Genomic DNA, 21645 nt, shown 5'->3' on the forward strand with positions numbered 1-21645 from the left:
GTTGCCGTGCCCGTCCATCCGGACTAGCTTTTGGGCCAATCAGGATCGAGGAGCTACCCATGAGCGAAACCGCAGAACCCCATCATGCCTCGTGCCACTGCGGCGCGGTGCGCTTGCGGGTCAAGTTGTCGGATGGGTTCAACACGATCCGGCGCTGTGACTGCTCGTTTTGCCGCATGCGGGGAGCCGTCGTTGCCTCTGCGCTGCTGAGCGATCTCACCATCCTTGAAGGCGAGGACAGCCTGACGCTCTATCAGTTCAATACGGGGACTGCGAAACACTATTTCTGCAAGACCTGCGGCATCTATACCCATCACCAGCGACGCTCAAATCCGGAGCAGTTCGGCATCAATGTCGCCTGCATCGAAGGTGTCAGTCCGTTCGATTTCCCCGAAGTGACGGTCATGGACGGCGTCCGTCATCCGGCCGATACGGGTGCCGATCCAAATTCGGGGATTGCAGGTGTCCTCAGATACTCGACATCCTGAGGCTGTCAGACAGCGGCAGTAATCCGTCCCAGGCGTGTTTCCGGATCGAGGCAGACCTGGTTGCGGCCCCGCATCTTGGCGGCATAAAGGGCCAAGTCGGCGCGCCGGTAGAGGTCGGCGGCGCTATCGCCGCTGTCGCCGGACGCGATGCCTGCAGAAAACGTGTAGCGGAAGCTCTGCTGTTCCGCGACGGGCCGCGAGTGACGCACCGCCTCCAGCATCTTGCCGACGATCGTCAGCGCGTTTTCCGGTGATGCATTGGGCAGGATCAGCACGAATTCCTCGCCGCCGACACGGCCGAGTACGTCGGTCTTTCGCACATGGCTGTGCAGTGTCTTGGCAAAGTCCTTCAGCACCGCATCGCCGACCGAATGGCCGAAACGGTCGTTGATATATTTGAAATTGTCGATGTCGAGCACGGCCAGGCATCCGGCCGGCTGCGATGGCGCCCCACCTTGCGAGCGCAACAGATCGTCGATCTTTGCCATCGCGAACCGCCGGCTTGGAATGCCGGTCAGTTCGTCGATCTGGGAGACCCTGATCGCGTCGTCGCGGTCCTGCCGGAGCGTTCTTTCGTCGGGGCGCATCGAGGTGATGTCACTTGCAACGCACAGCATCCAGCCGTTCGGCTGCATGGTTTCCGTCATCCAGAGCCAGCGGCCGTCGTGAAGGTCGGTTTCGTAGGCGCGAAAGCCGGTCTTGCCGCGCCGCGAAAGGGTGGAGCGCAGCCATGTCTCGAAATCCGTCGCCTTGATGACCGTGCCGCGCGCTGACAGGAAATTGCGGCGCATCATCTCCGACCAGAGCGGATTTTCGGTCTCGTCGAGGCACCAGGCGTCCCGGAACGCACGATTGGCGAAACGTAGCCTGTCGTCCTGATCGAACACTGCGATCAGGACGCCTGCAACTTCCATCAGCCCGGCCATCTGCCGCAGCGTCGCGTCGTCGTTCAAGGCCATGATGTCCCAGAATGTGAGTCTCTGTCTGCGTATTTCTTAGCTGTTACTTATGAATGATCAGTTAGGCAATTTGTTTCAACCCGCGGTATACGCGGTTGAGCAGCAGCAGTGACCGTGCAGTGGTGACAAATCATTTTTGCGCCCTATCTTAGCGTCAATTGCAATTTTCAGAGTTTCCCTTGCTCATCGCCGATCTCGACGAACACGCCGCCCTTCTCGATCGTCTCGAGGCCCTCGAAGCCTACGACATCATGGATTCTCCGTCTGAACCGGAGTTCGACGGGATCGTCCAGATCGCCACCGCGCTTTGCAAGGCGCCGGTGGCGCTGATCAGTCTTGTCGATGCGGAACGCCAGTGGTTCAAGGCGCGTGTCGGGTTCAGCCCGTCTGAAACGCCGCTCTCCCAGTCGGTCTGCCGCCATGCGCTCGCCAGTTCCGATCTTCTGATCATTCCCGATCTCAAGGACGATCCGCGCACGCGCGACAACACGCTGGTGACCGGCGAGCCATTCATCCGCTTTTACGCAGGCGCACCGCTGATCACGCCCGACAATATCACCATCGGCAGCCTCTGCGTCATCGACAGTGTGCCGCGGCCGCACGGTCTCGACAACGAACAGCGCGAAGGACTGCGCGCGCTTGCAGGCCAGGTGATTGCGCTGTTTGAAGCGCGCCGGCTGTCGCAGCGCAAGGACGATCTGTTTCGCCGGCAGAAGAGCCTGACATCGCATATGCGGGCCGCTGCAAACGAGACGCTGGCTGCCCAGGAGGCTGGCGGCGTCGGCACGTTCGAAGTGGATATCGAGACCGGTCAGGCCAAGACGTCGCCGGCCTTTTGCCGCATCTTCCATCTGCCCGTCGCACCAATCTATCCGTCCTCCCTGTTTGAGGGAATGGTCGTGGAGAGCGACCGGGGCTTGCAGTCGAGCGACCTCGGCCGTCGGGAGGCCACGGATTCACTCGACGTCGAGTATCGCATCAACACGGATGTCGGAATCCGCTGGATTTCGCGCACCGCCAGTTTCGTTCACGACGAGAGCGGACGGCCGATCAAGATGATCGGTGCGGTGAAGGACGTCACAGTCATCAAGCGGGCGGCCGCCCGCGTCCAGGCTCTGCTCGATCTCGGCGACCGTCTCAATCATCTGACCGACACAGAGTCCATGGCGATGGCGGCGGCCGACCTGATGGCCAAGGCACTGGACGCCACCCGCGCCGGTTTCGGCATCGTCAACCTTGCTGACGAGACGGTGATGATGCAGCCGGAATGGACCGCGCCCGGTGTCGTGTCTCTTTCCGGCCGGCATCACTTCCGCGATTACGGCTCGTTCATCAACGATCTGAGGCTTGGCAACCCCGTCGTCATCCCCGATGTCACGCAGGACCCGAGAACCCGCGACAATGCGCAGGCACTGCTGGATCTGGATATCCGCGTCCTCGTCAATGTGCCGATCATGGATCAGGGGCGTTTCAATCTGGTCGTGTTCGCCCATCACACGCATCCCTATGCGTGGAGCACCGAAGAACTGGCTTTCCTGCGCAGCTTTGGCGATCGCATCCAGGCCGCGATTGCCCGCGTGCATGCCGAGGCCGAACAGATGGTCCTGCAGCGTGAGCTCGGGCACCGTCTGAAAAACACGCTTGCCATGGTGCAGGCCATCGCCTCCCAGACCCTGCGTCCGGTTAAGGAACGCAACCACGTGGATGCTTTCGAGCGTCGCCTGCATGCGCTGAGCACCGCGCACGAAATCCTTCTCGAGCGCAACTGGAGTAGTGCCCCCGTTTCCAACGTCGTTGAAAAGACGCTTGACCGTCTCTCCGTGCGCGAGCGGATCGACATTGTCGGCGACCCGATCATGCTTGGACCCAAGGGTACGCTGTCGCTGTCGCTCGTGCTGCACGAGCTCGCCACCAACGCGATCAAGTATGGCAGTCTCTCCAACACGACAGGCCGCGTTGCCATTAACTGGCACGTGGAAGGCGAGGGCGATCTTTCGTCGTTCAACTTCAGCTGGCAGGAAAGCGGCGGGCCCCAGGTTGCCGAACCGCAGGCCAATGGGTTTGGATCGAAACTTATTCGTATGGGACTGGCCGGAACAGGCGGCGTTAACGTTCGTTATGAACCATCGGGCTTCGTCGCCCAGATGCACGCGTCTCTCCCTCAGCTCCAGCAGGCAGATATCTGAATGGGATCACTTACCCCGCCTTCAAGGCACGTCGTACTCGTAGTTGAGGACGAACCGCTGCTCTTGATGATGGCGACGGACCTCGTAGAAGAAGCCGGTTTCGAAGCAGTCGAGGCTCGAAGTGCCGATCAGGCAGTCGAAATTCTCCAGGAACGTAAGGATATCCGCATCGTCTTTACCGACATCGATATGCCGGGCAGCATGAACGGAATGCGGTTGGCCGCCATGGTGCGCGACCGCTGGCCGCCGATCGAGATCATCATCGTGTCCGGCCATGTGAAGCTTGGCAAGGACGATATGCCGGCCCGCAGCGTGTTCTACAGCAAGCCCTACGATGCCGCCAAGATCGCCGCCCAGCTGCACCGGATGGTCTCGCACCTCTGAATGCCTGCGTAACTGGCGTTTCTTTAAGAAAAATCTAATACGCAAGTTGTGCGCCGCACTATTTTGTTTAGCGGCACCAGCCGACTCGCGTATTGTAAGCTTTGCAAGTCCTCCGGCGGTGCCGGGTATTGCGTTGAGCGCGTCGCCGGAGATGACATTCATCAACGGAGAACAGGCTTATGCGTAGTGACATGACGCCGAGCAGGCGGTGCCTTCCAACGGGCGCGGTGATTGCGTTTGTATCCGGTGTATCCACGTTGAGCATTCCCACTGCTCAGGGGCGGGCGCACGAGGCCGTGAGCGGCTTCAAGTACGATTCCTACTGCTGCAACGGCAACAATCATACCGGCGACTGCCAGAGGATCCCGACCAGGAATGTCAGGATCACAAGCGGCGGTTACGAAATCATCCTGAAGCCCGGTGACCACCGTCTGGTCACCCGCACCCATGATTTCCAGCTGCCGCAGAGCGCGGCCCGTCGCAGCACCGATTCCGAATATCACATCTGTCTCTATCCGACGGAAGACACGCTGCGCTGTTTCTACGCGCCCGACATGGGCTTTTGAACGACCAGCATGATCAGTCTCTGAAACTCGGCATCATAAGGCGCATGAAATCACGGAAGGCGCGGATCTTCTTCGAATGCCGCCGCGTCTCCTGATAGGCGAACCAATAGTCGTTGCCGTCCGAGGCCCTCAGTTCGAACGGCTGGATCAGTCGTCCGAGTGCAACGTCGTCGGCGTAGAATTCGGGCTTCAGGATCGCCACGCCCTGTCCGGCGATCGCGGCCGCCGCCTCGAAAGCCTGTGCCCCGAAACGGCTGTTGGGTCGTCCCCCGAGATCCGCATCGGGAATGCCGGCCGCGGCAAGCCACAGCCGCCACCAGACATCGCCCGCGTCGATGATCCGCAGCTTCAGGATGTCGGCCGGCTCGCGAACGCCGCCGATCGTTTCGGCCAGCACCGGGCTCAGCATCGGCGTAAAATCGCTCTTCATCAGGAAATGCGAGGTCAGTCCCGGCCAGTGGCCGGTGCCGCTGCGGATCGCCACGTCGGCTTCGGTCCGGGTGAAGTCCACCACGGTCTGGGAGGTTTCGAGCCGCACCGCGATGTCGGGGTTCTGCATCTGGAATGTGCCGAGATGAGGGGCGAGCCACCGGTATGCGAATGTCGCGGTCGTGTGGATGACCAGCGTGCTCTCTGACAGTTCCTTCGTTCCCGCCACAGCCTCGTCCATGATGCCGAACGCTTCCGATATTTTTGGTGCCAGCCGTTCGCCGGCGGTCGTCAGCAACACCTGTCGCGGCCGGCGCAGGAACAGCTGGTCGCCGAGCGTCTCCTCGAGAAGCTTGATCTGATAGCTCACGGCCGTCTGCGTCATGCCCAGCTCTTCGCCGGCCTTGGTGAAACTCAGGTGCCGCGCTGCCGCTTCGAAGACGCGAAGGGCGTTCAGCGGAAAGTTCGTCGACATTTTCATGGATAAGCCCTCTTCATCCATACAGACGGATGTTCCATTGGAAACGGAGCATTTTTGCGCGTATCTTCCAAGCACAAACATCAAATCAGTGATGACTCAACAAGGGAGAAGCGGCCATGTTCAGTGGTTTGCGCGCTGCATTTCTGCGCCTGAAAACAAGCGTGGGTTTTTTGACATCGATGATCTCGGGCTCCCGCCAGCGGTGCGACGTGGAGAATGTCAGCGAGGACGAACTGCGGGCCTTCGGTCTGCTCGACGAGAGGATCACGCCCAGCACCGTCAAGCGTCGCTTCCGTTCGGAGGCGTGGGCCGAGGTGGATCGCTACCAGCGCTTTCCGTGAGGCGCGTGTCAGACCGAAGAACGCGCCGAGACACTTTCGACCGGATGCCGGGCCGGGACGCGGTGCAACAGTTCGGCGGCCACGAGCGCTGCGATCACGGCCGGGCGCTTGTCCTTGACGCTGCCATCAGCCGACACACTGCCCACCGGCAGCGTCAGCCTGGACATCATCGCCGAACTCATGTCGCGGTTCTCCGTCTGCCGCTGCAGCCAGTTCGAGAATGTGGCGCGCTTTGTGGCCGAGCCGATCATGCCGACATAGGCGAGGTCTGCCCGCAAAAGCGCCCGTTCGGCGATGAGGAAATCCAGCGCATGGTCGTGGGTGAGGATGACAGCCGCGCCACCCGGCGCAATCTCCGCCACATGTGCTTCCGGCATGGCGGTCAGCCTTGCGGACACTTCTAGCGGCAGTCCCTCCAGCGCCTCGGCGCGTGTCTCGATGACCGTGACGGCAAAGGGCAGGGGCACGAGGGCGCGTGCCAGCGCCAGACCCACATGGCCGCAGCCGAACAGGTAGATTTCGGGGCGCGTGTCCTCTTCGCGGCGCATACGGGTTTGCAGATCCGTAGCGACTTCAGGCGTCACGACGGTAAACACGAGTTTCGTGCGACCGCCGCAGCACTGGCCGATCTCAGGCCCCAGCGGAATATCCATCACCGCTGCGCCCGAGCCTGCCAGGATGGCACGCGCATTGTCGATCGCCATATATTCGAACTGGCCGCCGCCGATCGTGCCCCAGATCGCCGTGCTGCTCACCAGCATGAACGTACCTTGCTCACGCGGAGTCGAGCCCTTCGCCTCCGCGATCGCGACGAGGACCGATGCGGGGTTGGCGGCGAGAAACGCGGCAAGCGGCAGGGTCATGGTTGGGGCTCATGCGGCTGCAGCATCGCTCTTCACCCCAAAGCCTTCATCCGCTCGACCGCCATCAGCACCCTTTCCGGCGTCGCGGGCGCATCGAGCCTCGGGCAGGCGGTGTAGTCGGCAACGCTTGCCACCGCCATCGAGATCGCTTCGAGAACCGAGATCGCCAGCATGAACGGCGGTTCGCCGACGGCTTTCGAGCGGCCGACGGTCGGTTCGGCGTTTTCCGACCATTCCGCAAGCTGCACGTTAAAGATCTTCGGCCGGTCTGAGGCGAGCGGGATCTTGTAGGTGGAGGGCGCGTGCGTTCTGAGGCGACCCTTGGCATCCCACCACAGTTCTTCGGTGGTCAGCCACCCCATGCCCTGCACGAAGGCGCCTTCGATCTGGCCGATATCGATCGCTGGATTGAGCGATTTGCCGACATCATGGAGAATGTCGGTGCGATCCATCATGTACTCGCCGGTCAGCGTGTCGATCGAGACTTCCGACACGCAGGCTCCATAGGCGAAATAGTAGAACGGGTGGCCCTTTCCGGCCGCCCGGTCCCAATGGATCTTCGGCGTCTTGTAGAAACCGGCCGCAGAAAGCTGGACCCGGTCGTAATAGGCGGCCTTCACGAATGTATCGAAGGGCACCGTGTCGCCGCCGATGCGGATGCGGTTGGGCAGGAATTCCACCTCCGACTTGTCCACCTTCCACTGCCGGCAGGCGAAATCCACCAGCCGCTCCTTGATCTGCCGGCAGGCATCGTAGGCGGCCATGCCGTTGAGATCGGAGCCGGAAGAGGCAGCCGTCGCGGATGTGTTCGGCACCTTGCCGGTGGTGGTCGCCGTGATCTTCACCCGGTCGATATCCACCTGGAAGGCGTCGGCCACGACCTGCGCCACCTTGGTATAGAGACCTTGGCCCATCTCGGTGCCGCCGTGGTTCAGGTGGATCGAACCGTCGTTATAGACATGCACCAGCGCGCCCGCCTGATTGTAGGCGGTGAGCGTGAACGAGATGCCGAACTTGACCGGCGTCAGCGCGATGCCCTTGCGAATGACGGGGCTTTGCGCGTTGAACTCGAGGATTGCCTGCCGCCGCGCCTGATAGTCGCTCGACTGTTCTAGTTCGTCGACGATGCGGGCGATGACGCAGTCCTCGACCTCCTGATGATAGGGGGTCGTGGTGCGGCCGGAGCCGGGCTGTCCGTAGAAATTGAGCTTGCGCACCTCGAGCGGGTCTTTGCCGACCGCATAGGCGATTTCCTCGATCATCCGCTCGGCGCCGAGCATGCCCTGCGGCCCGCCGAACCCGCGAAAGGCGGTGTTGGACACCGTGTGGGTCTTCAACGGCTGCGACGTCAGGTGCACATGCGGGTAGAAATAGCTCGAATCCGCATGAAACAACGCCCGGTCCGTGACGGGACCGGAGAGATCGGCGGAAAAGCCGCAGCGCGCCGCGTAGGTCGCATCGACCGCGTGGATGCGGCCGTCCTCGTCGAAGGCGATATCGTAATCGACCCGGAAATCATGGCGCTTTCCGGTCATCGACATGTCTTCGTCGCGGTCCGGCCGGAATTTGACCGCCTGGTTGAGCTTCTTTGCCGCGACGGCCGCAAGGGCCGCGAACTGGTTGCCCTGGGTCTCCTTGCCGCCGAAACCGCCGCCCATGCGCCGCGTGCGAACCTCGATCGCGTGGTTCGGCACGCCCAGCACATGCGCCACCATATGCTGCACCTCGCTCGGATGCTGGGTGGAGGACCAGACGATCACGTCGTCGTCCTCGCCCGGAATCGCAAAGGCGATGTGGCTTTCGAGGTAGAAATGCTCCTGGCCGCCGATCTCCATCGAGGCCTGGACCCGAAGCGGCGGCTTGCCGATCTCGGCCTCCGGCTCGCCGCGCTTCAGCGTCATCGGTTCGGTCACGAATGGCGCGCCATTGTCGCGGGCCCCTGCGATGTCGCTCCAGTGGGGAAGGTCGCTATACTCGATCTTTGCCAGAAGTGCTGCACGCCTGGCCTGGTCGCGCGTTTCCGCAAACACCGCAAAGATCGGCTGGCCGTGGAACTGCACGAGATCGGTCGCCAGCAGCGGCTCGTCATGGCGTCCGGTCGAGCCGACGTCGTTGGCCCCCGGAATATCGTCCGCCGTCATCACCCAGACGACGCCGGGTGCGGCCTTGACGGCTTCGAGGTCGATCGACACGATCTGGGCATGGGCACGATCGGCAAGGCCCAGCCCGCCATGCAGCGTGCCCGCGGGTTCCGGAATATCGTCGATATATTCGGCCTGCCCGGTCACATGCTTGTGCGCCGAATCATGCTTCAGCGACACATGCATCGGGCCGTCGATCACGGGTTTCATCGGAAAGCTTGTGTTGTCCATCATGCTTCCTCCAGCTCGAACCGGTGCAGCTCGCTCGGTGCTCCGGCGGTCTCCAGGAAGAACCGCGTCAGCAGGTTCTTGGCGGTCAGGCTGCGGTATTCAGCGGTCGCCCGCCAGTCGGTCAGGGGCTGGAAATCCGCATCGAACGCGTCGCGCACGGCCGATACCACGCCCCAGCTCCAGGGCTGTCCTATCAGCATATCTTCCACATGGGTCGCCCGTTTCGGGATTGCCGCCATGCCGCCGAAGGCGATGCGGATCTCCTCGACCAGCCCTTCCGCATCGAGCATCAGGTAAAACGCGCCGCACAGCGCCGAAATATCCTCGTCACGACGCTTGGAAATCTTGTAGACGGCGAAATGGCTGTCTTCTGCCGGGCGCGGCACGACGATCTTTTCGACGAACTCGCCGGGCTGCCGGTCCTGCTTGCCATAGGCGATGAAGTAATTCTCGAGCGGCATCGTGCGGCGACCGGAATGGGAACGCAGCGTCAGTTCGGCACCCAGCGCGATCAGGGGCGGCGGCGTGTCGCCGATCGGCGATCCGTTGGCGATATTGCCGCCGATCGTGCCCATGTTGCGCACCTGGCTGCCGCCGATCCGGTCGATCAGCCGGCCGAAGGCGGGAACCACCGCGTCCATCACGCCTTGCGCATCTGCATAACTGACGCCGGCGCCGATGGAGACGCCTCCATCCTCGATGGTAATCGCCTTGAGTTCGCTGAGGTGGTTGATGAAGATGACAGGATCGAGCAACCGCAGCTGCTTCGTCACCCACAGTCCGACGTCGGTGGCACCGGCCACGACCGTTGCATCAGGGTTTTCGGAAAAGACTTGGGCAAAGGCCTCGACCGAGGCCGGAACGATGGAACGGGCGCCGTCTTTCTCCACGACGATCGTATCGGTCGCCGACTGCATGGAGAAAAGCTTGCCCATGATTTCGGTGCGGTCGCGTTCCAGCGGATCAAACAGCGCGCTCGGGCGGCTTTCCGCCACCTGTTCGGCCGCCTTCACGATCGGCTCGTAACCGGTGCAGCGACAGAGATTGCCCTGCAAGGCGCTTTCGATGTCCTGGCGCGACGGCTGTTCGTTGGAAAGCCAGAGCCCATAAAGCGACATCACGAAGCCCGGCGTGCAGAAGCCGCATTGCGAGCCGTGACAATCGACCATCGCCTGCTGCACCGGATGCAGAACGCCATCCTTTGCGGCCAGATGTTCGACCGTGACGATATGGGTTCCGTGCAGCGATCCGAGCAGGCGGATACAGGCATTGACGCTTTCATAGATCAGGCCGCGTTCGCTCAGCCTCCCCACCAGCACCGTGCAGGCACCACAATCGCCCTCGGCACACCCTTCCTTCGTCCCCGTCAGCCGCCTTCTGAGGCGCAGATAATCGAGAAGCGTTTCCGTGGGGCCGAAATCTCCAAGGCTCAACTCTTCCGTGTTGAGAATGAAGCGGATCGCTGAACTCATCTGTCTCCTTCGTCCGCCGTTCCCGGCTTCTGCTTTCAATTTCATTGGCGCGGATGCCGAGGCATCCGCTCAAAGTCTCTGCCGCGACGCGACGCCCCGACGTCTCCGCCGCGACACCCGCCCAACTCTCCTCATTCCTGTGCTCGTCACAGGAATCCAGCAGCGTCGCGTCCGCGACGCGGAAGGGCCTTTTCACGCGAAAGACTTCACGTGACTGGATTCCTGTGACGAGCACAGGAATGAGGGAAACGGGGGTGGCGCCGTCACCACATCGCTTGCTTCGTGCAAGTCTACTGCGCAGTGCGGTCGACGTCGATGGAGATATTTTTGGCGGGGACGCGGGAGGCAACCTTTCCGCCGAGACAGCTGTCCGGATCTCTCCACCGCAGCGACCACCTAGCGTCTCCGTCGCAACACCCGCCCAACTCTCCTCATTCCTGTGCTTGTCACAGGAATCCAGCAGCGTCGCGTCCGCGACGCGGAAGAGCCTTTCCACGCGAAAGACTTCGCGTGACTGGATCCCTGTGACAAGCACAGGGATGAGGGTCGTGGGGAGGACAACGCGCGGCCACGGAGAGCACGCGCAGGGAGACGGAATGAGGGAAGCGGAGACGTGCCGTTTCCTCAGTTGCACTCGCTCCCAATCGCCTCCCACGCCCAAACTACTGCGCCGTCCAGCCGCCATCGATCGAGAGATGCGTCCCCGTGATGCTTCGTGCCGCATCGCTCGCGAGGTACAGCGCCGCGGCGGCCACGTCCTCGACCGCGACGAATTCCTTCGTAGCCTGTAGCCGCAGCAGCACTTCGTCTCGCACCTGCGCTTCGCTGATGCCCTTTTCGCGGGCCTGGGCGGGGATCTGTTTTTCGACCAGAGGCGTCAGCACGAAGCCGGGGCAGATGGCGTTGACGGTGATGCCGGATTGCGCAACCTCGAGCGCGACGCTTTTGGTGAGGCCCATGATGCCGTGCTTGGCGGCCACATAGGCGGATTTGAACGGCGAGGCGACGAGGCCGTGGGCGGAGGCGACGTTGATGATGCGGCCCTTGCCTTGCGCTTTCATCAGCGGGATCGCGTGGCGCATCGTGTGGAAGGCGGATGACAGGAGGATGGCGATCAGCTGGTCCCATTTTTCCGGCGGAAAGTCCTCGATCTTTGCCACATGCTGAATGCCGGCATTGTTGACAAGGACGTCGACCGTTCCGAATGTCTTCGCCGTGCTCCGGATCAGATCCTCGATCTCGCCGGGCCTCGTCATGTCGGCCGGGTGGTAGAGGACGGTTGCGGCACCCGCCTCGTCGAGCATCCGGCAGGCGGCCTCGATTGCGTCCTTTTCTCCAAAGCCGTTGATCACGACCGTATCGCCCGCGGCTGCAAAACCCTTTGCGATGCCGAGACCGATGCCGGACGTTGAGCCGGTGACGACGACGGTTCTTGCCATTTTATAAAACCCTCCCTAGGCCAAAGCGCCCGCGCTTGAGCGGTGCCTCGACCGGAAAGGTACGCTCAAACCTTGCGCCCTGGCAATTGCCAAGGAGTGCCGAAAGAAGGGGAGCGAGCAAGGGCCAGGCGCCAGCCTTGCCCTTGCAGCAAGCTTCAGTTTGCCGGCTTGCCCGCACCGGTTGCGGCATGGGTCGCCTGCGCGTGAGACGGGGATCGCGCCGGGTTGCCGGCAGTGTTTCTGGCGGCCTGACGCACGCGGTTGCGCCCGCCTTGCTTGGCGTCGTAGAGCAGCGTATCGGCCACCCGCAGCATCTGTGCGAAGCTCTCGCCGGCCTCCCCCTGGTAGACGCCGAAGCTTGCGGTGAGACGTCCTTGCGCGAGCGGCGTGACGGTGGTCTTCGCGAGTGCTGCGCGCAACCGCTCGGCGATATCGGCGGCCTCCGTCTCGGTCGTCTTCGGCAAGACGATGCAGAATTCCTCGCCGCCGATCCGCGCCGCGAGATCGTAGGGGCGGACATAATTGGTGGCGATTTCGCCGGCTGCCACCAGAACCTGGTCGCCGACATCGTGTCCGTGACTGTCGTTGATGGTCTTGAACTTGTCGAGATCGAACAGGATGACCGAGATCGGTTCCGCCTGGCGCTCGGCGCGTGCCAGTTCCTGCGCAACGCGTTCGCTCAGCCAGCGGCGGTTGCCAAGCCCGGTCAAAGGGTCGGTCATCGCCTGGTGGCGCAGCTTCTGCATCAGCGTTTCGACTTCGGCGACCATCGAGGTCACAGCCGTCGCGAGCACGCCGATCTCATCATCGGCTTTGGAAAACATCCGCACCGGCTGGCCTTCGTCGCGATAGGTTTTGACCGCGCGCGTCAGGCTGCGGAGCGGCCGCAGCAGCAGCCAAAGGCCCGAAAGGCAGGCCACGGTGCCGATCAGCGTGGCGCCGAGCAGCAACAGAAGAAGCGTGAGCGGCTGGGTTTCGAAACCGATCGCGAGATAGGCGATCACGGCGATCAAGGGCACGTGGATGGACAAAAAGCAGATCATGAAGATCTTGGCCGTCAGTGATTTCCTGAAAGGCTGCAGCGCCATCGGGGGGGTCGGATTCATCCCGGCTCCTTTTGAAGATACAAGTCCCCCTGCGGGGTCCAAAGACCGCATAAAGCTATGGGTGCGTCCAAAAGAGGGCGCTCGCTCAAAAAGGCAAATGCGAAATTTAGCAGTTTCGCCGCTGATCCTGTGGATAACGGTGCGGCACCCGCTCGATTCCAGCTTCCATGGCGGGGAGTTGCGGTTTGACGGCGACGGCGGCATCTGCTCAAACCGTGATCAACGCGCAAATGGTGAGGGAGGGCAGCATGGCGGGTTACATCCTGGCGATCGATCAGGGAACCACGTCGACACGGTCAATCGTGTTTGACGAAACAATGCAGATCGCCGGTGTCGGCCAGACCGAGTTTCCGCAGATCTTTCCGAAATCGGGCTGGGTGGAGCACGATCCAGAAGCGATCTGGGAGAGCGTGCTCGTGACGGTCAAGCAGGCGCTGAAGGCCGCAGGCCTTGAGGCATCGCAGATCGCCGCAATCGGCATCACCAACCAGCGCGAGACCGTCGTCGTGTGGGACCGCCAGACCGGCAAGCCGATCCACAACGCCATCGTCTGGCAGGATCGTCGCACTGCATCCTATTGCGAAAAGCTCAAACGCGAGGGTCTGGAAAAGACATTCTCGAAGCGCACCGGCCTGCTGCTCGACCCGTATTTCTCCGGCACCAAGCTTGCCTGGCTGCTGTCCAACGTGAAGGGTGCGAGGGCGCGCGCCGCAAAGGGCGAACTCTGCTTCGGCACGATCGATACGTTTCTGATCTGGCGGCTGACAGGGGGAAAGAGCTTCGTCACCGACGCCACCAATGCCTCGCGCACATTGATCTACAATATCGCCGACAATGCCTGGGACCAGTCGCTGCTTGATATCCTCAAGATCCCGGCCGCCATGCTGCCCGAGGTGAAGGACTGCGCCGACGATTTCGGCGTGACGGAAAAATCCCTGTTCGGCGCCGAGATCCCGATCCTCGGCGTTGCGGGCGATCAGCAGGCGGCAACGATCGGCCAGGCCTGTTTCGAACCGGGCATGATGAAATCCACCTATGGCACCGGTTGTTTCGCCGTTCTCAACACGGGACGCGACATGGTGCCTTCGAAAAACCGGCTGCTCACCACCATCGCCTACCGGCTGGACGGCGAGACGACCTATGCGCTGGAAGGCTCGATCTTTATCGCGGGCGCTGCCGTGCAATGGCTGCGCGACGGAATCGGCGTCATCGACAAGGCGTCGAAATCGGGAGATCTTGCCGCAAAGGCGGATCCGCAGCAGGACGTCTATCTGGTGCCCGCCTTTACCGGCATGGGCGCGCCGCACTGGGATGCGGAGGCGCGCGGCGCCATGTTCGGCCTCACACGAGCGACGGGACCGGCGGAAATTGCCCGCGCGGCACTCGAAGCCGTCTGCTACCAGACCCGCGACCTCTTGGATGCCATGTGCCGCGACTGGAAGAACCGCAGCGGCGACACGGTGCTGAGGGTCGATGGCGGCATGGTTGCTTCCGACTGGACGATGCAGCGCCTCTCCGACCTCCTTGACGCGCCGGTCGATCGCCCCAAGATCCTCGAAACCACCGCCCTTGGCGCCGCCTGGCTCGCCGGCTCCAAGGCCGGCGTCTGGCCAGACCGCAAGGCTTTTGCCAAAAGCTGGGCGCGAGAACGCCGGTTTGAGCCGGAGATGGACCCGAAGACACGGGTTGCCAAGATCAAGGGCTGGAAGGACGCGGTAAGGCGGACGTTGACGAAGGGGTGAGGGGGAATTTTGGCCTCAGCCCTCTTGCTTATCTAGCACCAGTCAATTTGTCGCTTGTTGACCGACCGCTCCCAGGTCGGGCTTGTAGCCGGGTTGACTGAATGGAGCCGGCTGTTTCCGCATCGATCGTGCTTTCAACTTGGAACGAACTGCGCCGACCGATGCTGCTCCGAGCATGATTCCCAAAAGTGCGGACGTCTTGATCGAGAGAAACGCGCCGCCGAACAGCGCCGTCGTGGTGATGTAGATCGATGCCATCAGTGGCAGGATCGGCGGCGTCAGGCGGGTCGAACTCAGGACGCCTGAAAAGAGGTAGAGGCAGAGCAACATGCCTGGCAGTGTGGCAGCGTAGACGAGATAGAGGATGCCGCTGTCGCCGAACCGGCTCACGTTCAAGGCGCCCGAGAACAACTCGAAGATGTTGGTACTGGTGACGACATCGAATGTGATGGCGATGCGTCGAGGGGTTTCGGACTCGGCAAGCCGGCCATCACTCATCATGTAGAAGAAAAATGCCGCGACCAGCACGATGGCCGGACCCCAAGCCGACCATGCCATTCTGATATGCGACTGGAGACATGACAGACCGAAAAAGAGGATGATCATGGCGGACGGCACACGCGAGTCGGCCAGCAGTGCCAGGACCAGGCAGGCGGCAAATGCACCCGCGCGTTGCCAGGGGTAGTGCCGGAACCAGACGGCGAAGAACATGCAGGCGACGACTGCGAAATATCCGAGCGACAGAGGTTCCAGAAACGGTCCACCGATCCGGTGATCGGTCAGGAAGCCGAAGAAACTTCCGCCGCCGCGGTTGGCGCCGAGATAAAGCCCCATCTCGTCCGAGCCGCTGGCGAGCTGGTCGGAGACCCAGACGCGGGTGTTGCGGAAGAACGAGAGGGGATTGAACAGCGTGGTATAGAGGCCGACCAGGAACGCATCCAGAAAGCAGATGACACCGACCGCAGCGATGATCAGCTTGAAGGCCTTGAACGGAAATTGCCTGATGACACTTCCGAAGATGATGAAGATCGGGATGACCATCAGGTCGTAGTAATGTTTGGAATTGAGCTCGTTCCAGATCGACGCCAAGAGTGCAAAAACACCAAGGCAGGCGCAGGCGATCCAGAAGCTCAACGGAAGCTGCGGCCGCCGCAGGACAGCAACAGCAATTGCTGCTGCAGTAATGGCTAATTGAGCGACGGACGCGATAGTCGAATTGACCGGAAACAGAAGGCTGTTGGAGAAAGCAAGGGCCGTATTCAAGAGCGTTGCGGCAAACAAGACTATGCTTGCCGGCCTGTCGACGTCGTTGTTTTTTCTGTAGGTCTGCAATGGCTGCCCCAATCCCGTCAACCGCCCCCGGTTTGTGGAACTGTTCTTAGCAGATCGATGTATTCATCGACAATCGGTCAGGATTTATTTCTCGCGCTGTCGTCCGCCCGCAGTTTGAGCAGTATCTTACGGACGGGTTGCTTATTTATCGTCTTCGCACAAGACGATCCGTTCCGACTGGATCAGCGCAGGCCGCGGTCGCCGTCCGATCGGTGTCCCATAAAAAGACACATCATACCGGGTAAAATTCGGCAGCGCCATTTTCATGCCGGTATCGCTCGCCTATGGTCGCACCGCAAATTCGAGAAGGTGAAGAATGGTTCGGCTGCTGCGTGTTCTGTCGTTTTTTCTGGTGTCATGCTTGGCGGTCGCTGCCGGCCGGACCGAGGCGCAGGCAGGTTACGCGCATTTCATCTATGATGTGAGCGCGGGCAAGATTCTTGCGTCCGAAAATGGCGACGTGCTCAACCACCCCGCGTCGCTTACCAAGATGATGACGCTTTATCTCACCTTCGAGGCGATCAAGAGCGGCCGGATGACCTGGGACGAGCAGATCGTCATGACGCCGAACGCGGCGTCGAAGATCCCGTTCAAGCTGGGGCTGAAGCCCGGCGAGACGCTGTCCGTGCGCGAGGCGGTGCTTGCCACCGGCATCCGATCCGCCAACGACTCGGCGGCGGCGCTCGGCGATCGTCTTGGCGGTTCGGAAGAACGGTTCGCGACGATGATGACGGCGAAAGCCCGGGCGCTCGGCATGTCGAAGACGGTGTTCCGCAATGCGTCCGGCCTGCCGGATCCGGCCCAGATCACCACCGCCCGCGACATGGCGATCCTGGCTTTGTCGCTGATCCGCGACTATCCGAGCGAGTACCAGCTGTTTTCGATGCGGTCGTTCGTGTTCCGCGGCCGGACCATCCGCGGCCACAACAATCTCATGTACCGCTATCCCGGCATGGACGGGATCAAGACCGGTTTCGTGAACGCGTCCGGCTACAATCTGGCAAGCGCCGTTGTCGTCAACGGCAAGCGCTATATCGGCGTGGTGATGGGCGGCAAGTCCGCCCGCAAGCGCGATGACCAGATGGCGGCGCTGCTCGATCAGTATACCAACCCGATGCGGCCGGCAGGCGGTGCGCTTGTGGCAACGGCGGAGCCGCAAAAGCGTCCCGGCGTCCAGCCTGGGGGCCAGGCGGGAGCTCCGGCGGCGGGCCAGGTCCTCTCCTATGCCGAACAGCCGCGCCGTCAGATTTCGCCCGGCATGGCATCGTCGAGCCAGAGGACTGTCGCTGCCAGTGCCGGCGGCAGAACCCAGTCGCGCACCGGTATCGAACCGCCGGTTCCCTTGCCTTCCGCGCGGGTCGCCGATGCGTCGAGCGCCGCGTCGCAGGTGGATGCCGCGTCGAACGCCGCAGGCTGGAGCATCCAGGTTGCCGCCGCCGGCAGCCGCAGGGCAGCCACCGCGATGCTGGAGCGGGCACTGCCGGTTCTCGCAGGCGGGTTCGGCCCGGCGGCACCAAGCGTCGAGGGTTACAAGGACGGCGCCCGCGAGTATTTTCGCGCACGGTTTGTCGGATTTGCCAGCCGGGAGGTTGCCGCCAGCGCCTGCGCCTCGCTGCAGGCGAAGTCGATGACCTGTTTCGTGGTGCGCTGAGGCCTTACTCGATCGTTTCGCCGGGATAGACGCCCCACAGGTCCGCCTGTCTGACGAAGCCGGCAAGCCGCCGGTTCTGCAATTGCGCGCGGCACCAGCGGCCGTCGCACCTGACGATATCGAGTTTCACCTCGGCTTGCAGTTGCGCCACCGGCCGCCCGTCGGATGCGGGCGCGATGCGCAACGGCACCGTCTCCTTGATCCAGGGGCCGACCACGGCGGTGCGGTTTCCGGAGAGAAGCGCTGCAAACATCCAGCCGCTCGCGCCCTGCTGGTCACGCACGCGCCGCCAGTTTCCGTATTCCTCGATGATCTCAAGCGGCAGGCCGCGGGCGGAATAGACATAGGATGTCGGGTGATCCAGCGAGGGTCCGACGCGCATATGCGCCGTTCGTGATTTCAGCGACACAAAGCGGGGGATCGGAAACCCGGTCGAGCGGCCTTTCTTCCAGCCGTCGTTGAACGCGGCTTGCGCCTGCGGCACGCTGCCCCCCGTTTCGACCGGTGCCAGGATGGCGATCAGGACTAGGAGAGCGGGCAAGGCTCTTCTGGCGCGCGTTCCGATTTTTCCGTTTGTTTTCATTAACCCGCCATCGTTGCTGCAGCCAGCTAAGGCCGGCTGCGGCATTCAAGTCGGTCGTGGTTAGCAGGGCGTTAATCAACGCCGGCTCCGGGGACACGATGCACTCACGATGGGGTTATCGGTCGTCGCTCCCGGCCTGCGCCCGGTAGTCCCTGACGAGCCCTTCGTAAGCGTCCATCGGCGGAAATTCCGCGAAGCTGTGGGTGGCGCCCGTGTTTGCCCAGGGGAATTTCGTCGAGGTGAAGGTTTCGATGAAGGGCGCAAACCAGTCGGCATCGTCAAGCATGGTCGGCCGGATGTTGACGAACCCGTCCATCCCTGTCGCCTTCGTGTAGAGCCAGCTCTTGCAGCGCGAGCAGTGGTAGTGATGGACATCGTCGCCATGCATGCCGCCGATGACAGGCTTTCCCGCTGTGACCTCGAAACCACCGGCAGGAATGGCGGCCGAGCAGGAGAAGGCGCTGGCGCTCATCTTCTGGCAACCCTTGCAGTGGCAGGCCATCGTGACCAGCGGCGCTGCACTGATCCGGAAGCGGATTTCGCCGCAGCGGCAGGACCCATCGATCGGCAGTTTCGGGATCGGCATGGTGATCTCCTCAGGTGATCCCGAGGAGATAGCGCATCATGCTGGCAATGTCAGGCGGGGCGTTTCGGGATGTCCAGTCCGCGCTGCACGGCGGGACGGGCTAGGCCGCGTTCCAGCCATTTCGGCACATGGACGAGCTCGTCATAGCCGACGAGGTCGCCGGCACCGTAAAAGCCGATCAGGTTGCGAACCCATCCGAGCATGGAAATGTCGGCGATCGTGTATTCGTCGCCCATCACCCAGTCGCGCCCGGCGAGCCGGGTTTCCAGCACGCGGATCAGCCGGGCGCTCTCCTTGGCGTATCGGTCACGCGGGCGCTTGTCTTCGAAATCCTTGCCGGCGAATTTGTGGAAGAAGCCGAGCTGGCCGAACATCGGACCGAGCCCGCCCATCTGGAACATCACCCACTGGATCGCCTCGTAACGGCCGGCCGGGTCGGCGGGCAGAAACTGTCCCGTCTTTTCGGCAAGATAGATCAGGATCGCACCCGATTCGAACAGCGCCAGAGGCTTGCCGCCGGGACCATCCGGATCGAGGATTGCCGGGATCTTGCCGTTCGGGTTGAGCGACAGGTACTCCGGCTCCCAGGTCTCGTTCGCGCCGATATTGATGAAATGCGGCTCGTAAGCCAGGCCTGTCTCCTCCAGCATGATCGAAACCTTCACGCCATTCGGCGTGGGCGTCGAATAGAGCTGAAGGACTTGAGGGTTTTGGGCGGGCCAGCGGGTGGTGATCGGATAAGCGGAAAGATCGGCCATGGGGGATCCTCGGGTTGAACTATCCAGAACACCCTAGTTCGGTGACTGTCCGTGGAAAAGAGGAAACGTTTCCGTGGCTGTCAGCCCGAATTGCACCACAAAAAAGCCGGGCGTCCTTGCGGACACCCGGCTCCATTCATTCCGTCCAGGCCGCCGCGATTACAAAGCGATGTCCGGGACTTTCTTGACGTCGCCAGCGGGAGTTACCGTTGCGCTGGCGGCGGCTGCTGCGTTGACCGCCGGGGAGGCGATGGCCAGCTGCAGACGGGCTTCCGTGGCGGCCCATGCCTTGGCAAGCATGTCCGGGTTGTCGTTCAGCTTCTGGCCGTAGCTCGGAACGATCGTGTGGACGCGTTCCTGCCATTCCGGTGTCTTCAGCTTTTCGGCGAACACCTTCTTCAGAACGTCGAGCATGATCGGGGCTGCGGTCGAGGCGCCAGGCGAAGCGCCGAGAAGGGCTGCGATCGAGCCGTCCTTGGCTGCGACGATCTCGGTGCCGAGCTTCAGCACGCCGCCCTTGACGGGATCGCGCTTGATGATCTGCACGCGCTGGCCGGCCTGCCACAGGCGCCAGTCCTCGGCCTTGGCATTGGGGAAGTAGACCTTGAGCGCTTCGAAGCGGTCTTCGTCGGACATGATCAGCTGGCCGGCGAGATACTGGACGAGCGCGAACTCGTCGGTGCCGACCTTGACCATCGGCCAGATGTTGTCGAGCGTGACCGAAGCCGGCAGATCGAACAGCGAGCCTTCCTTGAGGTACTTCGTCGAGAAGGTGGCGAAGGGGCCGAACAGGATGTGGCGCTTGCCTTCGAGCACGCGCGTGTCGAGATGCGGCACCGACATCGGCGGAGCGCCGGTCTCGGCCTGGCCATAGGCCTTGGCAAGGTGGCGTTCGACGATCTCAGGCTTGTCGCAGACGAGGAACGAGCCACCGACCGGGAAGCCGGCATAGTCGTCGCCTTCCGGAATGCCGGACATCTGCAGAAGCGGCAATGCGCCGCCGCCGGCACCGATAAAGACGAATTTCGCCCGGACCGTTTCGGATGCGCCGGTGTCACGGTTGGAATAGCTGACCGTCCAGGTGCCGTCGTCGTTCTTCTGCATGTCGTCGACTTCCGACGAGGTGCGCAGGGTGAACGTCTGCTGGGCCTTCAGGTGCGCCACGTACTGGCGGGTGATTTCGCCCCACTCGACGTCGGTGCCGAGCGGGCTCCAGGTGACGGCGAGCTTCTGGTTCGCGTCACGGCCTTCCATCATCAGCGGAACCCATTCGGCGATCTTGGCGTGATCGTTGGAGAATTCCATGCCGGAGAAGAGCGGGCTCGCCTTCAGCGCCTCGAAGCGCTTGGCGAGGAACGCGGTGTTGTCTTCGCCCCAGACGAAGCTCATGTGCGGCGTCGAGTTGATGAACGAGCGCGGATCCTTCAGAACGCCGACATCCACCTGGTGGGCGAGGAACTGACGTGTGACCTGGAACGCTTCGTTGATTTCGATTGCGCGGTTGATCTGGACATTGCCGTTGCTGTCCATCGGCGAATAATTGAGTTCGGCAAGCGCCGAGTGGCCGGTGCCGGCGTTGTTCCAGCCGTTGGAGCTTTCCATCGCGACCTTGTCGAGGCGCTCGATCATTTCGATCGTCCAGGTCGGCTCGAGCTGCGAGATGAGAACGCCGAGCGTGGCGCTCATGATGCCGCCGCCGACGAGGAGAACGTCGACCGTCTTTTCGGGAGAAGTGGTTTGCGCCCAGCTCGGAAGCGTCGTCGCGCCAAGTGCAGCAGCGCCGCCCGCAGCGGAGCCGAGAAGCTGGCGACGGCTGACCGCCATGCCGCTTGTGGAGGACGAAATGTTATTGTTCTTGGAAGGCATCGCCACCTCGGAATTGTTGGTGTTTCGCTCCTCCCGCGGCG

Annotated in this window: 19 protein-coding genes; 7 read left to right on the forward strand and 12 right to left on the reverse strand. The window is 62.2% G+C overall.

Features of this window, described 5'->3' with window-relative positions:
- Nucleotides 1-59 precede the first annotated feature (59 nt).
- Nucleotides 60-488 carry a GFA family protein gene (locus G6K99_RS09335; protein ID WP_113166803.1) on the forward strand — a complete coding sequence of 143 codons (429 nt, stop codon included), beginning with the start codon at nucleotides 60-62 and terminating at the stop codon, nucleotides 486-488.
- A gap of 5 nt (nucleotides 489-493) precedes the next feature.
- Here the strand turns inward: G6K99_RS09335 and G6K99_RS09340 are convergent, their stop codons facing one another.
- A complete protein-coding gene (locus G6K99_RS09340) occupies nucleotides 494-1447 on the reverse strand; it encodes a GGDEF domain-containing protein (protein ID WP_371816154.1) in 954 nt (317 codons plus the stop codon).
- 179 nt (nucleotides 1448-1626) lie between these two features.
- On the opposite strand from G6K99_RS09340, the gene G6K99_RS09345 reads away from it, so the two are divergent.
- From G6K99_RS09345 to G6K99_RS09355, 3 genes are all read left to right on the forward strand, one after another.
- Nucleotides 1627-3633: a GAF domain-containing protein gene (locus G6K99_RS09345; protein ID WP_062455494.1), complete on the forward strand. Its 2007-nt coding sequence runs from the start codon at nucleotides 1627-1629 to the stop codon at nucleotides 3631-3633.
- A complete protein-coding gene (locus tag G6K99_RS09350; protein ID WP_174196373.1) occupies nucleotides 3634-4017 on the forward strand; it encodes a response regulator in 384 nt (127 codons plus the stop codon). It abuts the gene before it with no gap.
- A 257-nt stretch (nucleotides 4018-4274) separates the two neighbouring features.
- On the forward strand, nucleotides 4275-4583 hold the full coding sequence (locus G6K99_RS09355; RefSeq protein WP_180215472.1) for a hypothetical protein: 309 nt from the start codon (nucleotides 4275-4277) through the stop codon (nucleotides 4581-4583).
- Nucleotides 4584-4596: 13 nt separating this feature from the next.
- On the opposite strand, the gene G6K99_RS09360 is transcribed toward G6K99_RS09355, so the two are convergent.
- Nucleotides 4597-5493, reverse strand: a complete 897-nt coding sequence (locus G6K99_RS09360; RefSeq protein ID WP_174196374.1) for a LysR substrate-binding domain-containing protein — start codon at nucleotides 5491-5493, stop codon at nucleotides 4597-4599.
- Nucleotides 5494-5609: 116 nt separating this feature from the next.
- Here G6K99_RS09360 and G6K99_RS09365 point away from each other — a divergent pair, with 116 nt between their 5' ends.
- Nucleotides 5610-5834 (forward strand): hypothetical protein, encoded by a 225-nt coding sequence (locus G6K99_RS09365; RefSeq protein ID WP_210261661.1) that lies wholly within the window; start codon nucleotides 5610-5612, stop codon nucleotides 5832-5834.
- 8 nt (nucleotides 5835-5842) lie between these two features.
- Here the strand turns inward: G6K99_RS09365 and xdhC are convergent, their stop codons facing one another.
- The 5 genes from xdhC to G6K99_RS09390 form a co-directional block, all read right to left on the reverse strand.
- Complete coding sequence (gene xdhC, locus G6K99_RS09370) at nucleotides 5843-6697, reverse strand: xanthine dehydrogenase accessory protein XdhC (protein ID WP_174196376.1); 855 nt, start codon at nucleotides 6695-6697, stop codon at nucleotides 5843-5845.
- Between the two features lie 32 nt (nucleotides 6698-6729).
- A complete protein-coding gene (gene xdhB / locus G6K99_RS09375; protein WP_174196804.1) occupies nucleotides 6730-9069 on the reverse strand; it encodes a xanthine dehydrogenase molybdopterin binding subunit in 2340 nt (779 codons plus the stop codon).
- Nucleotides 9069-10541 (reverse strand): xanthine dehydrogenase small subunit, encoded by a 1473-nt coding sequence (gene xdhA / locus G6K99_RS09380; RefSeq protein WP_174196377.1) that lies wholly within the window; start codon nucleotides 10539-10541, stop codon nucleotides 9069-9071. The genes xdhB and xdhA overlap by 1 nt, the downstream gene beginning before the upstream one ends.
- A 662-nt stretch (nucleotides 10542-11203) precedes the next feature.
- Nucleotides 11204-11980, reverse strand: coding sequence for a 3-hydroxybutyrate dehydrogenase (locus tag G6K99_RS09385; RefSeq protein WP_062455520.1), 777 nt, complete (start codon nucleotides 11978-11980; stop codon nucleotides 11204-11206).
- Between the two features lie 155 nt (nucleotides 11981-12135).
- Nucleotides 12136-13086, reverse strand: coding sequence for a sensor domain-containing diguanylate cyclase (locus G6K99_RS09390; protein ID WP_082472015.1), 951 nt, complete (start codon nucleotides 13084-13086; stop codon nucleotides 12136-12138).
- A gap of 248 nt (nucleotides 13087-13334) precedes the next feature.
- Between G6K99_RS09390 and glpK the strand changes: the two genes are divergently transcribed.
- Nucleotides 13335-14828 carry a glycerol kinase GlpK gene (glpK, locus tag G6K99_RS09395; RefSeq protein WP_062455523.1) on the forward strand — a complete coding sequence of 498 codons (1494 nt, stop codon included), beginning with the start codon at nucleotides 13335-13337 and terminating at the stop codon, nucleotides 14826-14828.
- A gap of 42 nt (nucleotides 14829-14870) precedes the next feature.
- On the opposite strand, the gene G6K99_RS09400 is transcribed toward glpK, so the two are convergent.
- The gene (locus G6K99_RS09400; RefSeq protein ID WP_174196378.1) at nucleotides 14871-16160 is read right to left on the reverse strand and encodes a hypothetical protein; all 1290 of its coding nucleotides are present in this window, start codon (nucleotides 16158-16160) and stop codon (nucleotides 14871-14873) included.
- A 316-nt stretch (nucleotides 16161-16476) separates the two neighbouring features.
- Here G6K99_RS09400 and G6K99_RS09405 point away from each other — a divergent pair, with 316 nt between their 5' ends.
- Nucleotides 16477-17811, forward strand: a complete 1335-nt coding sequence (locus G6K99_RS09405) for a D-alanyl-D-alanine carboxypeptidase (protein ID WP_062455530.1) — start codon at nucleotides 16477-16479, stop codon at nucleotides 17809-17811.
- Between the two features lie 4 nt (nucleotides 17812-17815).
- Here the strand turns inward: G6K99_RS09405 and G6K99_RS09410 are convergent, their stop codons facing one another.
- The 4 genes from G6K99_RS09410 to mqo form a co-directional block, all read right to left on the reverse strand.
- Nucleotides 17816-18352 carry an SH3 domain-containing protein gene (locus tag G6K99_RS09410; protein ID WP_062455533.1) on the reverse strand — a complete coding sequence of 179 codons (537 nt, stop codon included), beginning with the start codon at nucleotides 18350-18352 and terminating at the stop codon, nucleotides 17816-17818.
- A 157-nt stretch (nucleotides 18353-18509) separates the two neighbouring features.
- Nucleotides 18510-18980: a GFA family protein gene (locus G6K99_RS09415; RefSeq protein WP_174196379.1), complete on the reverse strand. Its 471-nt coding sequence runs from the start codon at nucleotides 18978-18980 to the stop codon at nucleotides 18510-18512.
- A gap of 50 nt (nucleotides 18981-19030) precedes the next feature.
- Complete coding sequence (locus G6K99_RS09420) at nucleotides 19031-19738, reverse strand: glutathione S-transferase N-terminal domain-containing protein (RefSeq protein WP_174196380.1); 708 nt, start codon at nucleotides 19736-19738, stop codon at nucleotides 19031-19033.
- Between the two features lie 159 nt (nucleotides 19739-19897).
- The gene (gene mqo / locus G6K99_RS09425; protein ID WP_371816181.1) at nucleotides 19898-21562 is read right to left on the reverse strand and encodes a malate dehydrogenase (quinone); all 1665 of its coding nucleotides are present in this window, start codon (nucleotides 21560-21562) and stop codon (nucleotides 19898-19900) included.
- Nucleotides 21563-21645: the final 83 nt, after the last annotated feature.

The sequence above is a fragment of the Neorhizobium sp. AL 9.2.2 genome (genome assembly GCF_013317225.1).
In the GTDB taxonomy this organism is placed as follows: Bacteria; Pseudomonadota; Alphaproteobacteria; order Rhizobiales; family Rhizobiaceae; genus Neorhizobium; species Neorhizobium soli.

What these genes read in the sequence shown, in the direction of transcription:
- G6K99_RS09335 (WP_113166803.1), top strand. Translation starts at nt 60, where the DNA reads ATGAGCGAAACCGCAGAACCCCATCATGCCTCGTGCCACTGCGGCGCG.
- G6K99_RS09340 (WP_371816154.1), bottom strand. Translation starts at nt 1,447, where the DNA reads ATGGCCTTGAACGACGACGCGACGCTGCGGCAGATGGCCGGGCTGATG.
- G6K99_RS09350 (WP_174196373.1), top strand. Translation starts at nt 3,634, where the DNA reads ATGGGATCACTTACCCCGCCTTCAAGGCACGTCGTACTCGTAGTTGAG.
- G6K99_RS09360 (WP_174196374.1), bottom strand. Translation starts at nt 5,493, where the DNA reads ATGAAAATGTCGACGAACTTTCCGCTGAACGCCCTTCGCGTCTTCGAA.
- G6K99_RS09365 (WP_210261661.1), top strand. Translation starts at nt 5,610, where the DNA reads ATGTTCAGTGGTTTGCGCGCTGCATTTCTGCGCCTGAAAACAAGCGTG.
- xdhC (WP_174196376.1), bottom strand. Translation starts at nt 6,697, where the DNA reads ATGACCCTGCCGCTTGCCGCGTTTCTCGCCGCCAACCCCGCATCGGTC.
- xdhB (WP_174196804.1), bottom strand. Translation starts at nt 9,069, where the DNA reads ATGGACAACACAAGCTTTCCGATGAAACCCGTGATCGACGGCCCGATG.
- xdhA (WP_174196377.1), bottom strand. Translation starts at nt 10,541, where the DNA reads ATGAGTTCAGCGATCCGCTTCATTCTCAACACGGAAGAGTTGAGCCTT.
- G6K99_RS09385 (WP_062455520.1), bottom strand. Translation starts at nt 11,980, where the DNA reads ATGGCAAGAACCGTCGTCGTCACCGGCTCAACGTCCGGCATCGGTCTC.
- G6K99_RS09390 (WP_082472015.1), bottom strand. Translation starts at nt 13,086, where the DNA reads ATGAATCCGACCCCCCCGATGGCGCTGCAGCCTTTCAGGAAATCACTG.
- glpK (WP_062455523.1), top strand. Translation starts at nt 13,335, where the DNA reads ATGGCGGGTTACATCCTGGCGATCGATCAGGGAACCACGTCGACACGG.
- G6K99_RS09405 (WP_062455530.1), top strand. Translation starts at nt 16,477, where the DNA reads ATGGTTCGGCTGCTGCGTGTTCTGTCGTTTTTTCTGGTGTCATGCTTG.
- G6K99_RS09415 (WP_174196379.1), bottom strand. Translation starts at nt 18,980, where the DNA reads ATGCCGATCCCGAAACTGCCGATCGATGGGTCCTGCCGCTGCGGCGAA.
- G6K99_RS09420 (WP_174196380.1), bottom strand. Translation starts at nt 19,738, where the DNA reads ATGGCCGATCTTTCCGCTTATCCGATCACCACCCGCTGGCCCGCCCAA.
- mqo (WP_371816181.1), bottom strand. Translation starts at nt 21,562, where the DNA reads ATGGCGGTCAGCCGTCGCCAGCTTCTCGGCTCCGCTGCGGGCGGCGCT.